At 30.2% G+C, this 13989-nt stretch carries 15 protein-coding genes and 1 pseudogene; 3 read left to right on the top strand and 13 right to left on the bottom strand.

The window, feature by feature from the left end; genetic code table 11:
- Positions 1-2: 2 nt before the first annotated feature.
- The 5 genes from leuB to ilvN form a co-directional block, all read right to left on the bottom strand.
- A complete protein-coding gene (gene leuB, locus A500_RS01515) occupies positions 3-1079 on the bottom strand; it encodes a 3-isopropylmalate dehydrogenase (RefSeq protein ID WP_016205833.1) in 1077 nt (358 codons plus the stop codon).
- A 198-nt stretch (positions 1080-1277) separates the two neighbouring features.
- A complete protein-coding gene (gene leuD / locus A500_RS01520; protein WP_016205834.1) occupies positions 1278-1763 on the bottom strand; it encodes a 3-isopropylmalate dehydratase small subunit in 486 nt (161 codons plus the stop codon).
- Positions 1764-2055: 292 nt separating this feature from the next.
- The gene (leuC, locus tag A500_RS01525) at positions 2056-3330 is read right to left on the bottom strand and encodes a 3-isopropylmalate dehydratase large subunit (RefSeq protein WP_016205835.1); all 1275 of its coding nucleotides are present in this window, start codon (positions 3328-3330) and stop codon (positions 2056-2058) included.
- Positions 3331-3348: 18 nt separating this feature from the next.
- Positions 3349-4944, bottom strand: coding sequence for a citramalate synthase (gene cimA / locus A500_RS01530; RefSeq protein WP_016205836.1), 1596 nt, complete (start codon positions 4942-4944; stop codon positions 3349-3351).
- Positions 4945-5105: 161 nt separating this feature from the next.
- Complete coding sequence (gene ilvN, locus A500_RS01535; RefSeq protein ID WP_016205837.1) at positions 5106-5618, bottom strand: acetolactate synthase small subunit; 513 nt, start codon at positions 5616-5618, stop codon at positions 5106-5108.
- Between the two features lie 677 nt (positions 5619-6295).
- On the opposite strand from ilvN, the gene A500_RS20255 reads away from it, so the two are divergent.
- Positions 6296-6433: a hypothetical protein gene (locus A500_RS20255; protein ID WP_157453596.1), complete on the top strand. Its 138-nt coding sequence runs from the start codon at positions 6296-6298 to the stop codon at positions 6431-6433.
- A gap of 145 nt (positions 6434-6578) precedes the next feature.
- Here A500_RS20255 and def read toward each other — a convergent pair whose 3' ends face one another.
- From def to A500_RS01575, 8 genes and pseudogenes are all read right to left on the bottom strand, one after another.
- The gene (gene def, locus A500_RS01540) at positions 6579-7031 is read right to left on the bottom strand and encodes a peptide deformylase (RefSeq protein ID WP_016205838.1); all 453 of its coding nucleotides are present in this window, start codon (positions 7029-7031) and stop codon (positions 6579-6581) included.
- A complete protein-coding gene (locus A500_RS01545; RefSeq protein WP_016205839.1) occupies positions 7031-7267 on the bottom strand; it encodes a helix-turn-helix transcriptional regulator in 237 nt (78 codons plus the stop codon). The genes def and A500_RS01545 overlap by 1 nt, the downstream gene beginning before the upstream one ends.
- A gap of 244 nt (positions 7268-7511) precedes the next feature.
- Complete coding sequence (gene ygiD / locus A500_RS01550) at positions 7512-8288, bottom strand: 4,5-DOPA-extradiol-dioxygenase (protein WP_016205840.1); 777 nt, start codon at positions 8286-8288, stop codon at positions 7512-7514.
- Positions 8289-8343: 55 nt separating this feature from the next.
- Positions 8344-8967 (bottom strand): DsbA family protein, encoded by a 624-nt coding sequence (locus tag A500_RS01555; protein WP_016205841.1) that lies wholly within the window; start codon positions 8965-8967, stop codon positions 8344-8346.
- Between the two features lie 137 nt (positions 8968-9104).
- The gene (locus tag A500_RS01560; protein ID WP_016205842.1) at positions 9105-9533 is read right to left on the bottom strand and encodes an Rrf2 family transcriptional regulator; all 429 of its coding nucleotides are present in this window, start codon (positions 9531-9533) and stop codon (positions 9105-9107) included.
- Between the two features lie 120 nt (positions 9534-9653).
- Positions 9654-10997 carry a phosphoglucosamine mutase gene (gene glmM / locus A500_RS01565; protein ID WP_016205843.1) on the bottom strand — a complete coding sequence of 448 codons (1344 nt, stop codon included), beginning with the start codon at positions 10995-10997 and terminating at the stop codon, positions 9654-9656.
- A 106-nt stretch (positions 10998-11103) separates the two neighbouring features.
- Positions 11104-11409: a YerC/YecD family TrpR-related protein gene (locus tag A500_RS01570; protein ID WP_016205844.1), complete on the bottom strand. Its 306-nt coding sequence runs from the start codon at positions 11407-11409 to the stop codon at positions 11104-11106.
- Positions 11410-11509: 100 nt separating this feature from the next.
- Positions 11510-12336 (bottom strand): annotated as a pseudogene (locus A500_RS01575) (AIM24 family protein).
- Positions 12337-12479: 143 nt separating this feature from the next.
- Here A500_RS01575 and A500_RS01580 point away from each other — a divergent pair.
- Entirely contained in the window at positions 12480-12659 is a 180-nt protein-coding gene (locus A500_RS01580; RefSeq protein WP_040436407.1) for a hypothetical protein, read from the top strand.
- Between the two features lie 187 nt (positions 12660-12846).
- The gene (locus A500_RS01585) at positions 12847-13977 is read left to right on the top strand and encodes a zinc-dependent alcohol dehydrogenase (protein WP_016205845.1); all 1131 of its coding nucleotides are present in this window, start codon (positions 12847-12849) and stop codon (positions 13975-13977) included.
- The last annotated feature ends 12 nt before the right edge of the window (positions 13978-13989 follow it).

A 13989-nucleotide genomic window follows, 5' to 3' on the forward strand; every position in this document is an offset into this window, starting at 1 on the left:
TTTTATCTTAATATTTCTTGTAAAACTAACTCTCCAATTTCTTTAGTTCCAACTAACTTCATTCCATCACTCATTATGTCACCTGTTCTATATCCATTTTCAAGAACTTTTAATACAGATGTTTCTATAAGCTTGGCTTCTTCTTCTAAATTAAAACTAAATTTTAGCATCATTGAAGCTGAAAGTATTGTGGCTAGTGGATTTGCTATTCCCTTTCCTGCAATATCTGGTGCACTTCCATGTATTGGCTCATACATTCCGAAAGTTCCTTCACCTAGTGATGCTGAAGGTAACATTCCTATTGATCCTGTTATCATACTTGCTTCATCTGATAATATATCTCCAAACATATTTGATGTAACTATTACATCAAATTGTCTTGGATCTCTAACTAATTGCATTGCTGCATTATCAACATACATATGATTTACTTCTACTTCTGGATATTCTCTAGCAACTTCTTCTATAACACTTCTCCATAATCTTGAGCTTTCTAAAATATTGGCTTTATCAACACTAGTAAGCTTTTTATTTCTCTTCATAGCTGTTTCAAAACCTATTTTAGCTATTCTTCTTACTTCTTCAATGTTATATCTTTCTGTGTCATATGCCCCTTTAATACCATTTATCTCTTCTCTTCCTCTTTCTCCAAAATATATGCCCCCTGTTAATTCCCTAACTACACATATATCAATTCCATCACCTATTATGCTATCCTTAAGTGGTGATGCATCTTTAAGAGGTGCATATAATAATGCTGGTCTTAAATTACAATATAAATTCATTCCACCCCTAAGACCAAGTAATGCTTGCTCTGGTCTAGTTTTCGCATTTGGATCATCCCACTTAGGGCCTCCAACTGCACCAAGTAGTACAGCATCTGCCTTCTTACATGATTCTAAAGTTTCCTCTGGAAGAGCTGTTCCCTTTTCATCAATTGCACAACCTCCAGCTAATAAATACTCATATTCAAATACATGATTAAACTTATCCCCAACACAATTTAAAACATTCACAGTTTGTTCCACAACCTCTGGACCAATTCCATCTCCAGGTATAACCGCTATTTTATAATTCATAATTAACCCCCGTTCTTCAGTTCACAGTTGTCAATTCACAGTTTACAGTTCACAGTTGATGAAATAATTCAGTTAAGCTGAATTATAAAATTTTTATAAACTGCGCAGCAGTTTACTCTTTAACTGTGAATTGTGGACTGTCCACTGTGCACTATTTTATTTATTTTCTTATTAACGCTTAGTCCTTACAGACTACTATTACTTATTCTTAATGTAATTAACTAGTCCATTTGAATTTATTATTTTTTGCATAAACTCTGGGAATGGCTCTCCTTGGTATTCTTGATTTTTTGATTTATTCTTTATTACTCCTGTAGTAAAATCTATTTCAAGCTCATCTCCTGCATCTATTGACTTAACTGCTTCTTCACATTCTATTATTGGTAGTCCTATATTTATTGCATTTCTATAAAATATCCTTGCAAAAGTTGATGCAATTACACAGCTTACTCCACTTTCTTTTATTGCTATTGGAGCATGTTCCCTTGATGATCCACATCCAAAGTTCTTATTTGCAACTATTATATCTCCATTTTCAACTTTCTTAATAAAATCTGCATCTATATCCTCCATACAATGCATTGCTAACTCTTTAGGATCTGATGTATTTAGATACCTTGCTGGAATTATTACATCTGTATCTACATTATCTCCATATTTAAAAACTCTTCCGTTTGCTTTCATATAAAATCCCCCTTTTTTTAATGGGAAAAATGAATAATCAAAAAATGAAAAATTTTAGGTAATAATTCAATAAAGTTGAATTATTTAAACACTTTAATAAAATTCTGAAAGAATTTATTCCTAAACTCTTTCACTCTTCACTTTTTACTCTTCCCTATTATTGCTTATTACTTATTACAGAAATTCCAATAGAATTTTCTCATCAACTTTCCTCTTTCATTCTTTCACTTTTAACTATTACTAATTATTTCAGAAATTCCCAATGGATTTCATCCATAACTCTTTCACTTTTTCATTCCTTCACTTTTCCAATTCCTTCTGGGTTTGTTATTTTCCCTGTTAGTGCTGATGCTGCTGCTACAGCTGGACTTGCTAAGTAAACTTCTGATTCAACATGCCCCATTCTTCCTACGAAGTTTCTATTTGTTGTTGATATTGCTCTTTCCCCCTTAGCAAGAATTCCCATATGTCCTCCTAAACATGGACCACAAGTTGGTGTTGAAACTACTGCTCCAGCTTCAACTAAATCCTTTATTATACCTTCTTCTAAAGCTTTAAGATAAATTTTTTGAGTTCCCGGGAAAACAATGCATCTAATTCCTTTTCTAACTTTCTTACCCTTTAGAATATCTCTTGCAATTCTTAAATCTGATATTCTTCCATTTGTGCAAGAGCCTATAACTACTTGATCTACAACCACTTCTCCAACTTCATCTATAGTTCTTGTGTTATCTGGTAAATGTGGGAATGCCACTGTTGGTCTTAACTTACTTAAGTCTACTTCATAAACTTCATCATATTCTGCATCTTCATCTGCTTCATAAATTGTCCATTCTCTTTGTGCATGCTCCATTAAATATTTTATTGCTACATCATCTACTGGAAAGATTCCGTTTTTTCCTCCTGCCTCAATAGCCATATTAGCCATTGTAAATCTATCATCTATTGATAAGTATTTTAATCCATCACCTACAAACTCCATTGATTTGTATAAAGCTCCATCAACACCTATCATTCCAATTATGTGAAGTATTACATCTTTTCCACTTACCCATTTTGATGGCTTGTTTTTTAATACAAACTTTATTGCTGAAGGAACCTTAAACCAACACTTACCTGTAGCCATTCCAGCTGCCATATCTGTTGATCCTATTCCTGTTGAAAATGCTCCTAATGCTCCATATGTGCAAGTATGTGAATCTGCCCCAATTACAACATCTCCTGCAACTACTAAACCTTTTTCTGGTATTAAGCAATGCTCTATTCCCATTTCTCCAACTTCAAAAAAATTAGTGATTTCTTTTTCTCTAGCAAATTCTCTAATAAATTTACATTGCTCTGCTGCCTTTATATCCTTATTAGGTGTAAAGTGATCTGGAACTATTGCTATTTTATCTTTGTTAAATACCTTATCTAAATTTAATTTTTTGAATTCATTTACTGCAACTGGAGATGTAATATCATTACCTAATACTAAATCTAAGTTTGCTTCAATTAATTGTCCTGCCTTTACACTTTCTAAGCCTGCATGAGCTGCCAAAATCTTTTGAGTCATAGTCATTCCCATGTTTTTTTGTCCCCCTTTTTAAAAATACATTCTTACTGTTTTTTCTATATCTTTTATTAATTTATATTCTAATGAATCTACTAATGCTATCCAACTGGCTTCTACAACATCTCTTGATACCCCAACTGTACTCCAATTTTCTACTCCATCTGTTGATTCTATAAGAACTCTTACCTTTGCTCCTGTAGCACTTTCCGAATCCAAAACTCTAACCTTATAATCCACTAATCTAACTTCTTTTAACTGTGGATAAAAACTTTCAAGAGCTTCTCTCAATGCTTTATCTAATGCATTTACAGGTCCATCTCCTTCGGATGCGGTCATTTTATTTTTTCCATCAACTGTTATATTAATTAATGCTGTTGACGTAAAATTCTTATTATTCCAAGGCTGCTCACCTATAGTTTTAAAGTGATTCAATTTAAAGAAAGGTTTGTATTTCCCTATTGTCTTTCTTATTAAAAGTTCAACTGTCCCTTCTGCTCCTTCAAACTTGTAGCCTTCATATTCTAAGTCCTTTAGCCTATTTGTTATCTTTTCCACTTCTTTACTATCTCTTGTTATACCTGGGAAAATTTTTTGTATTTCTTTTAGAATGGTACTTTTACCACTTACTTCTGATACTAAGAATCTTCTATTATTTCCTATCAGCTCTGGCTTTATATGCTCATATGATTTTGATGCTTTTCCTACTGCATCTATGTGCATACCACCTTTATGCGCAAAAGCTGATGCTCCTATATAAGGCATATTATCTAACAAGTTTATATTGGATATTTCCGAAACAAACCTTGCTGTCTTTGTTAAATCTGCTAATTTTTCCTTTGGTATAGCTTCATATCCCATTTTCAATTGCAATGTCGGTATAATAACTGATAAATTAGCATTTCCACATCTTTCTCCTATACCTATAAAGGTACCTTGAATATGACATATCCCCTCTTCTACTGCTATTATTGAATTTGATACTGCCATACCAATATCATTATGACAATGAATACCAATTCTTCCACCTAGTGAATCAACTACACTTTTTGATATATTTTTAATTTCACTAGAAAGTGTTCCTCCGTTTGTATCACATAATACTATTACATCAGCTCCTGCTTCTTTTGCTGAGGTTATAGTTTCAAGAGAATACTTTTTATTCTCTTTGTATCCATCAAAAAAATGCTCTGCATCAAATATTACTTCTTTGTTTTTGCTTTTTAAATACTTTATTGAATCAACTATCATCCTTATGTTTTCTTCTAAAGAAGTTTTTAATATATCTTTAACTTGAAAGTCCCATGTCTTCCCAAAGATAACAACAACATCAGTTTCAGCCTCTAATAAGCTTCTAATATTATTGTCATCTTCGACCCTTATGTTAGCTTTTCTTGTTGCCCCAAATGCTGCTAACTTAGAATTCTTTAAATTAACATTTTTCATTCTCTTAAAAAATTCCATATCTTTAGGATTAGATCCAGGATTACCAGCCTCTATATAAGATACCCCTATTTCATCTAACGCTATAGCAACTTTGATTTTATCCTCAAGAGAAAATGAAATATCTTCACCCTGTGCCCCATCCCTTAAAGTCGAATCAAAAATCTCTATACGACTATTGCTCATTGCTAAAACACCCCCAATAGTAATGTGAAGAATGAAAGAATTAATAATGAAAAAATTACTATAATAATTCAGCAAAGCTGAATTATCAAATTTAATTTAAGAAATCCCTTAGGAATTTCAATATAAATTTTTTCATTTTTTCATTCCTTCATTTTTTCATTCTAATTAAAATATTCCCCATAGTCTGTTATATTTTTGTCTCCTCTTTCTAATGCTGTTATTCCTGTTCTTACTATTTCCACTATTCCGTAGTCTTCCATAAGTTCTATTAATGCATTTATCTTACTATCGTCTCCTGTGAGTTCAATGGTTACTGTATTGTGGGCTACATCTATTATTTTGCTTCTAAATATTTTTACTACTTCGTTTATTGCCCCTCTTTTTTCTGCTGAAGCTTGGACTTTAATTAAAACCAGCTCTCTATATACTGAATATTCAGACTTTAATTCATGCACTCTTAGTACATCCTCTAGCTTGTTCAGCTGCTTTTTAAATTGTTCTAAAGCATCCTCATTTCCCATTAATGCTATTGTCATTCTTGATATTTCAGTATTTTCCGTTCTTCCAACTGTTAAACTATCAATGTTAAATCCACGCCTTGCAAATAACCCTGAAACTCTAGTTAATACCCCTGATGAGTTTCGCACTAGTACTGATAACACATGCCTTTCCAATTTTTTGCCCCCTTTTATTAAAAAATTGTGTGAAAAAACCACCATTAATGATATGACTCAATATGGTGGTAATAAACATTCCGCCTTAATTATACTATCACTAGGTTCCAACAAACCCTTGCCTTTAACGGTGCTTACCGGTTATCCTTTACTTATACCTCTTCGTACTTTCAAGGACACTGCTCTGGAGTGATAATCATTTAGTAAAGTATCCATTCACACCTACCATGGACTCTCTGTAACTTTATTCTCTAAATAAAAGTCTCCTTCTTTGCATTTTATAAAATTTATAAGGACCTATTAAATTTTGGTATTGCTAAAATTTTACTCCCCATTCTCTCTGATGTCAACAATTTATGAAAACTTTGCTAAATTACTTTTTTCAACACTGTTTTTAATGCAAACTTTTATCACTTTAATAATATAATAGCTATATTATTAAATAAATTGTAATTATTTTTATTTATGTATATTTGTTTTATATATTTATTTCTTTAAATTAACAAATTGATTTATACATTTTATTTTCATTTTTTAAAATATTTTAAATTATTTACATTATATTGAAATTGATATAGAATATATTCAATATATATTTTGAAAGGTATGATTTAAAAGCAAATTCTAATAAACAAATAGGAATCTCTACTATTAATTAAAAAAATCATACTGATATAATGATGTACAACAAAGTTAATGGAGAAACTTTTTCTTATGTACTAAAACCTGATATAATTAATCCAGGTAAAGCCGTCAAATACTCTGGAGTACTTCATATACGAATAAAAAATGTAAAAGATAATGGTGAATTATAAATAGTTGTAACAATAGAAGAATAAGTAGAAATAACTTTAACAACTTATTTTATACACAGATTTTTAGAATATAATTTCCTAGAGAGTAAAAAAAATACATTTCCTTGTCTAGATATTATCTAACACTCAGAAATGTATTTTTTAATTAATTAATATATTCTGTAACAAAATCAGTAAAAAGAATTCCATCTAAATGGTCTATTTCATGACAAAAACATTTTGCCAAATCTCCTGTACCTGTCAATATAATTTTTTCACCATTTTCATTTAAAGCTTCAATGGTAACTTTAGCTGGTCTCTCTAATTTTCCATATTTATTAGGAATGCTTAGACAACCTTCAACCACCTTTTGAGTTCCTTCAGCTTTAATGATTTTAGGATTAACTAGCTTTATAAGGCCTTCTCCCATATCAATAACAACTAATCTTTTTAGCACTCCTATTTGAGGAGCTGCAAGTCCGCCACCATTTTCGGTATTATACATAGTTTCTGCCATATCATCTAGTAGCTGTCTTATTTTATCATCAACAACTTTAACTTCTTTACTCTTTTTTCTTAATATTTCATCACCAACTAATCTAATTTGCCTTAATGCCATTACACTACACCTCTTCTTTGTTGTGACCTAGATTTTCTCTCACTTTCTTCAAATAAAAAAATATCCTCTATCCTACTATTAAATACTTTTGCAATATCATAAGCTAACCAAATAGATGGCTCAAATTTCTCTGTTTCAATGGCATTGATTGCTTGTCTTGATACACCAACTAATTCTCCTAATTGTTCTTGAGTTAAACCTAAATCTTCACGCAATTTTTTTAATCTATTTCTCATACACTACCACTCCTGTAAAGTTTACCTTACTTTTAGTTTACTATTTCACTACTTTTATGTCAAGTCTACATTACATCAATTAAATTAATTATATCTCATATATTTTTTAAAATTATCTATATTTATACTTTCTCTTTAATATTATAATTTTATAAAGCTTTAGTGCTTAATCTTATTTCTTAAATTAAAGAGCTCAGTATCTGTACTAAGCTCTTTAATTCATTTTTTATTAGTTTATATATAGTTATCCTATTTTTATACAACTCATTGAAATAGACCCATTTTGAATACTTTGATGAATAATCTCTACATTCTCACCTTCTTGCTGTAATCCAATTACATATAATAGTGGTAAAAAATGTTCATCTGTTGGAACTGCAAGTTTTACTATATCTCCTAGCTCTCTATAATTAATTATATCTTTATGCTTATACTCTTTCACTGCTTTAACTATATAATTATCAAAAGCTTCTGCCCACTCATATGCCTCTCCATATATATCATAGTCTGCTGTTCCTAAGTTATGAACTATATCCCCACTACCTATAATTAATAATCCCATTTCTCTAAACTTAGATAGTTTTTTACCTATATTATAATGCTGCTCTTCTGTTAGAAGTGCATTTAAACTTAATTCAAACACTGGTATATTAGCTTTTGGAAATATATATTTTAACACTCCCCATGAAGCATGGTCTAGTCCCCATTCATCTGTAAGCTTGGGACCTTCTTCAGATAATTCCTCTACTACCATTTTCGCAAATTCCTTCCCACCATCTGGAGTATATTTTATATTATATATTTCATCTGGAAATCCATAAAAATCATAAATTTGTTTTGGCTTATCACTATATGTTACATAAGTTCCTTTTGTTTTCCAATGTGCTGATATTACCATTACTGCTTTTGGTTCTTTTAAACTCTTTCCCAAATTTTTTAATGCTTTAGTGTAGTCATTATCTAATACTACATTCATAGGACTTCCATGTGAAATAAATAGTACTGGCATTTTCTTATTCATATTATTTCCCTCCTTATTTTTAAATTTATCAATAAATTCTGCTTTTATATTTTATCTATATCGATAGTATTTTATCTAATTCTTCAAAGCTGCTATAACCTTGTGCTATTATTTTTCCTTTATTACCTTCTACCATAATAACAGTTGGGAAACTCATTGCCCCCATTGAAGCTACCATATTAAAAACTGAGTAAGTTTCATTTGTTAATTCTTCTGATAAAAATTTCTTTTCAAACTCATCTTTGTCTATTCCAAACTCTTCTGCTATTGTAGTATAGATTTCTAAGTTATTAGGATCTTTTCCTTCAATAAAAAATGATTCTTGAATCTTTTTAAGAAATTCAAATGAAATATCCTTCTTTAGCTTTTGTGCTAAAACTACAGCTTTGGCTCCAGGTAAACTATCTAAAACCATGTTTTTATTACCTAATATATTTTTATTAAATCCTTCTCCAAACTTCCTTCCTGTTAGTCTCTCTATATTTGTATTGTGATTCTTTATATAATTTCCTAAATCCTCATTAATTTCTTTAATATTTTCATCTACCCACATTCCACCTGGTAAAATTATAAAATCATATTTATCATTGTATTTTTCTTGTATTTTAGTTATTACGTTGCTGAAACCATAGCACCAACCACACATTGTATCCATAATATAATATATTTTTTTCTTCATATTTACTTATTCCTCCTAAATTTAAATAAATTTTTAAATGGTCAATATATAAACTTTAAATATTATTCATATAATCACTTAAATAATTTTGTTGTAACCAATTAAGTTACACCTATTATAAAAAAAATAGAATATATTTATTCCATCTTTTTAATTAGTCCTTCAACTATATCCTTCATAGTAACGTCTTTTAGGACATTTTCCATGGCATCTTGAGCTTTAAAAAGTATAATCTCTAATACAATCTGAATGTTAGCTCCTATTGGACACTTAGGATTAGGATTTTCATGTATTTGAAAAAGCTGACCTTCTTCAACAACATCAACAGCCTTATATATATCTAGCAAAGAAATTTCTTCTATATCTTTTAAAAGATATGCGCCCCCGCTTCCTGGATTTACACCTACTATACCAGCTTTTTTTAACATCCCTGTAACTCTTCTAATAATTACTGGATTAGTATTTACGCTTTCAGAAATCCATTCTGATGTACATAGTCTATCTTTCTCAATAGATACTACTGATAGTATGTGAACAGCTACAGAAAATCTGCTACTTATTTTCATAATAACCCCTCCCGTTGTAACCATTATAGTTACAGCTAAATAAAATGTCAATATTTTATTTGGAATCAAAAAAAAAATATTACTAGTATTTTTATTACTAGTAATATTTTTATTAACATATTATATTTTACTTAATATTAAATCTACTAATCCATGCGCCATTTTATCTATTTCTTCTTGATTTTCTCCTTCTAGCATAACTCTAACTAGAGGTTCTGTACCTGAAGGTCTAATCAAAACTCTACCTGCACCATGAAGTGCTTCTTCTATTTTCTTTATTTCATTAACTATTTCTTCATCTTCTAAATATATATTTTTCTTATCATTTGGAACTTCAGCATTTACTAATACTTGAGGAAGCTCTTTCATTATTCCAGCCAATTCACTTAAAGTCTTACCACTTCTCTTTGTTATCGCTGCAACCTGAAGCGCTGTAACTAATCCATCACCAGTTGTATTGTATTCTAAGAATATTATGTGCCCAGATTGTTCTCCACCAAGAATATATCCATCCTTAACCATTTCTTCTAAAACATATCTGTCTCCAACTTTTGTTTTAATAACATTGATACTTTCTTTTTTACAAGCAATGTCTAAGCCTAAATTACTCATTACTGTAACTACTAAAGTATCATCTTTAAGCTTCCCTAAATCTTTAAGGTATTTTGCACATAGCATTAATACGAAATCTCCATTTATAAGATTCCCTTTTTCATCTACTGCTAAACATCTATCTGCATCTCCATCAAAAGCAAAACCTAAATCACATTTTTTTCTTACAACATAATCTTGTAATTCTTCTGGATGAGTTGATCCACAATTTTCATTTATATTTGTTCCATCTGGATTATCATTTATAACATAAACCTCTGCTCCAAGCTCTCTAAATGCTTTTACTGCAGCTTTATAACATGCTCCATTTGCACAATCTAAAGCTACTCTTAAACCTTTTAAATCTACTGGGATTGTAGATAATGCATAGTCTGTATATTCATCGAGAGCTCCAACTTCCATAGATGATCTTCCTAAATCATGTCCTGTTGGACTTGGTACTCCTTCAAATCCACTTTCTATAACTCTTTGGATTTCATCTTCTAATTCATCTTGCAACTTATATCCTTTATTATCAAAAAACTTTATTCCATTATATTCAACAGGGTTATGTGATGCTGAAATCATTATACCTGCATCAGCATTATATTCTCTTATTAAATGTGCTACTGCTGGAGTTGGAACAACACCTAATATAACAGCCTCAGCTCCTACTGACAGTATTCCTGATACTAAAGCTGCTTCAAGCATATCTCCTGAAATTCTAGTGTCTTTTGCAACTAATATCTTTGGTTTATGAGTTCCTTCCGTTAATACATAAGCTCCTGCTCTTCCTAAACCATACGCTATTTCAGATGTTAATTCTGTATTTGCAATTCCTCTAACTCCATCTGTCCCAAACATTCTACCCATACTTTTTACCTCACTTTTTCTATTGGTTTATTGGTTGTACATAATATAACACTAATAGTATACATTTTTAATTTACATATTACAACTTTATTATATTACAACTTTATTATTTTCTATTTCCTTCTAGCCTATCTAATATTAGGTTATATCCTCCGGTTCCATAGTTTAAACACCTATTAACTCTGCTTATTGTGGCCGTACTAGCTCCTGTATTTTCTGCTATTTCTGTATAAATCTTTTTTTCCTTTAGCATCTTAGCTACATGTATTCTTTGTGCTAAAGCCTTTAATTCATTTATAGTTGCAACATCTTCAAAAAAATTATAACATTCATCTATATTTTCCAATTTTAAAACAGCTTCAAAAAATAAATCTAATTCAGGATTATTAAGTTTACTTTCATTTCTACCCAACTTTTTCAATCCTCCTTTTCTTTAGAATAGTTCTCATAAGTTAAAGTATAATTTATATTAATATTAGTTTATAACTGTAACATTGTAAAGCCTTACTAATTTAAACATCTTCCTCTATGTCTACAGATATAAATTCTTTTAAGCCTCTTTCTTTAAGCTCATTATATACAGCTCTAGTTGGAATAAGCCATACTTCTCCAGTTCCTCTATAAACATTTAATAATCCTTCTCCATTAAGAGCTGTTCCAACAAGTGTAGTTCCTGACTTTTCCACTGTAAATTCTATATTATTACTTCGTAAAATAGCAAAATTCCCATCAATTTTTAAGGTATCTCTAAACATTTTACATCTTAATATTTCATTTTCAGGCACTGGTACTTCTAACACTACTATTCCACTACCTCTAAGTCTAGTCTGATAAATTCCTTCATTACCAAAAATCATTGAAGATATATTTTTTTGCATTACTGGCTCTACTTCTATATTTTCTTCACAAGCATAAAATAATCCATCATCAACTATAATTTCTTCATCTTCTAGTTCTATTAATGTAAAATGTCCAAATCTAGGTTCTAAAAACACCTCTCCATTTCCTCTAAGAACTGGCTTAAACATACTTTCTCCTGTTACTTTACTTGAAAAAATTTTTTTCCAAGTCCTATAATTCCTCCTGTTTTATTTTCTATTTCTATATCACCTTTCATATAACTTAAGGCGCCTGCTTCAATCTTTACTGCACTATCCTCTAATATCACTCTTATTTGTCTTAATTTGACCGATGATTTTTTCATGAAATTCAATTGTATTGATAAGTTTAAATCATCCGAACCTTCTAAATTATCATATTCTAATATTTGAAATATACTATCATTTCTCATTTCCGAAATCATTGTCATTTTATTATTTGCATTAAATGAAGTTATCATAATTCTATCCCTCCATCTATATTTTACCATAATTTTATATTTGTAAACTACCATATAATTTAATGTATATTCTAAGCTCAAAATAGGTAGAATTAAAATATATCCATTAGTTTTAAATCTCATTATTTTGTTGGAGGTGTTTTATGAAAGCAATTGTATATGAAGGTATTAGAGATACTAGCAATACAAAGGACATAATAAATCATGGTATTTCTTTAAATAATGGAAATAACCAATCTAATACATTTGACAACAGAGATTATTCATCTAATATGATTAACAATGGAAAGGATACTTACGTAAAAATTATTTTAAAACCATAAAACTTATTAATTTACAATGCACATAAAAATAACTTACTTTACTATTTTCTTATATTAAACTTAACACGACTATTTTCAATCTTATTCTTAATGTTTAATTGGAGCTGTCTCAAGATGGCTCCAATTAAACATTAAGAATTAAAAATGTAAAACTATGTTATGTTTATCATACTTTTAGGAGGACATTATGAAAGCAATTGTTTATGAAGGTATTAAAGATGTTAGAGTTGAAAAAGTTGAAGATCCTAAGATTCAGCATAGTGAAGATATTATAATTAAAGTTACATCTACAGCAATATGTGGATCTGATTTACATTTAATTAATGGTAGAGTTCCTAATCTTAGACATGGGTCAGTTTTGGGTCATGAAACCATGGGTATAGTTGAAGAGATAGGCAATGATGTTACTAAAGTCAAAAAGGGTGACAGGGTTATTGTACCTTTTCCTATATCTTGCGGACATTGTTGGTACTGTGAGCATGATTTATATTCACAATGTGATAATTCTAATGAATATGGAGAAGTAGGCGGATTATTTGGATATAGCGATACTTTCGGAGGATATGATGGAGGTCAGGCAGAGTACTTAAGAGTTCCTTATGCAAATGTTGGTCCTACAATTATCCCTGATGATTTAAGTGACGAACAAGTATTATTCTTAACTGATATACTTCCAACATCATATTGGGGTGTTGATATTAGCGGAATGAAGAAGGATGATACAGTTGTGGTTCTTGGATGTGGTCCTGTTGGGCTTTTAACTATAAAATGGGCTATTTTTAAGGGTGCTAAAAGAGTTATTGCTGTTGATTGCGTAGATTACAGACTAAATCATGCTAAAAACTATAAGGGCGTAGAAACTATTAATTTAGAAGATTATGATGATACTGGTGAGTACATAAAAGAATTAACTGGTGGAGGCGCAGATGTAGTAATTGATTGTGTTGGTATGGACGGTAAAATGTCAACATTTGAAAAAATAGAATCTATATTAAAACTCCAAGGTGGTTCTAAATCTGCAATAGAAATTGCTAGTAGATCCATTAGAAAATATGGAACTGTTTCTATGGTTGGTGTTTATGGCGCTAGGTATAATTTATTTCCTCTTGGAGACTTCTTTTCTAGAAACATAACTTTAAAAATGGGGCAATGTCCTGCTCAAGCTTATGTTGATCCAATATTAAAACTTATAAAAGAAGGAAAATTTGATGCTACAGATATAATTACTCATAAGCTTTCCTTAGATGAAGGAACTCATGCTTACGATATATTTAGCAATAAAAAAGACAACTGCATAAAGGTAATACTAAAACCATAGTTTTAAAATGCG

It is taken from the genome of Clostridium sartagoforme AAU1 (assembly GCF_000401215.1).
Lineage (GTDB): Bacteria > Bacillota > Clostridia > Clostridiales > Clostridiaceae > Clostridium > Clostridium sartagoforme.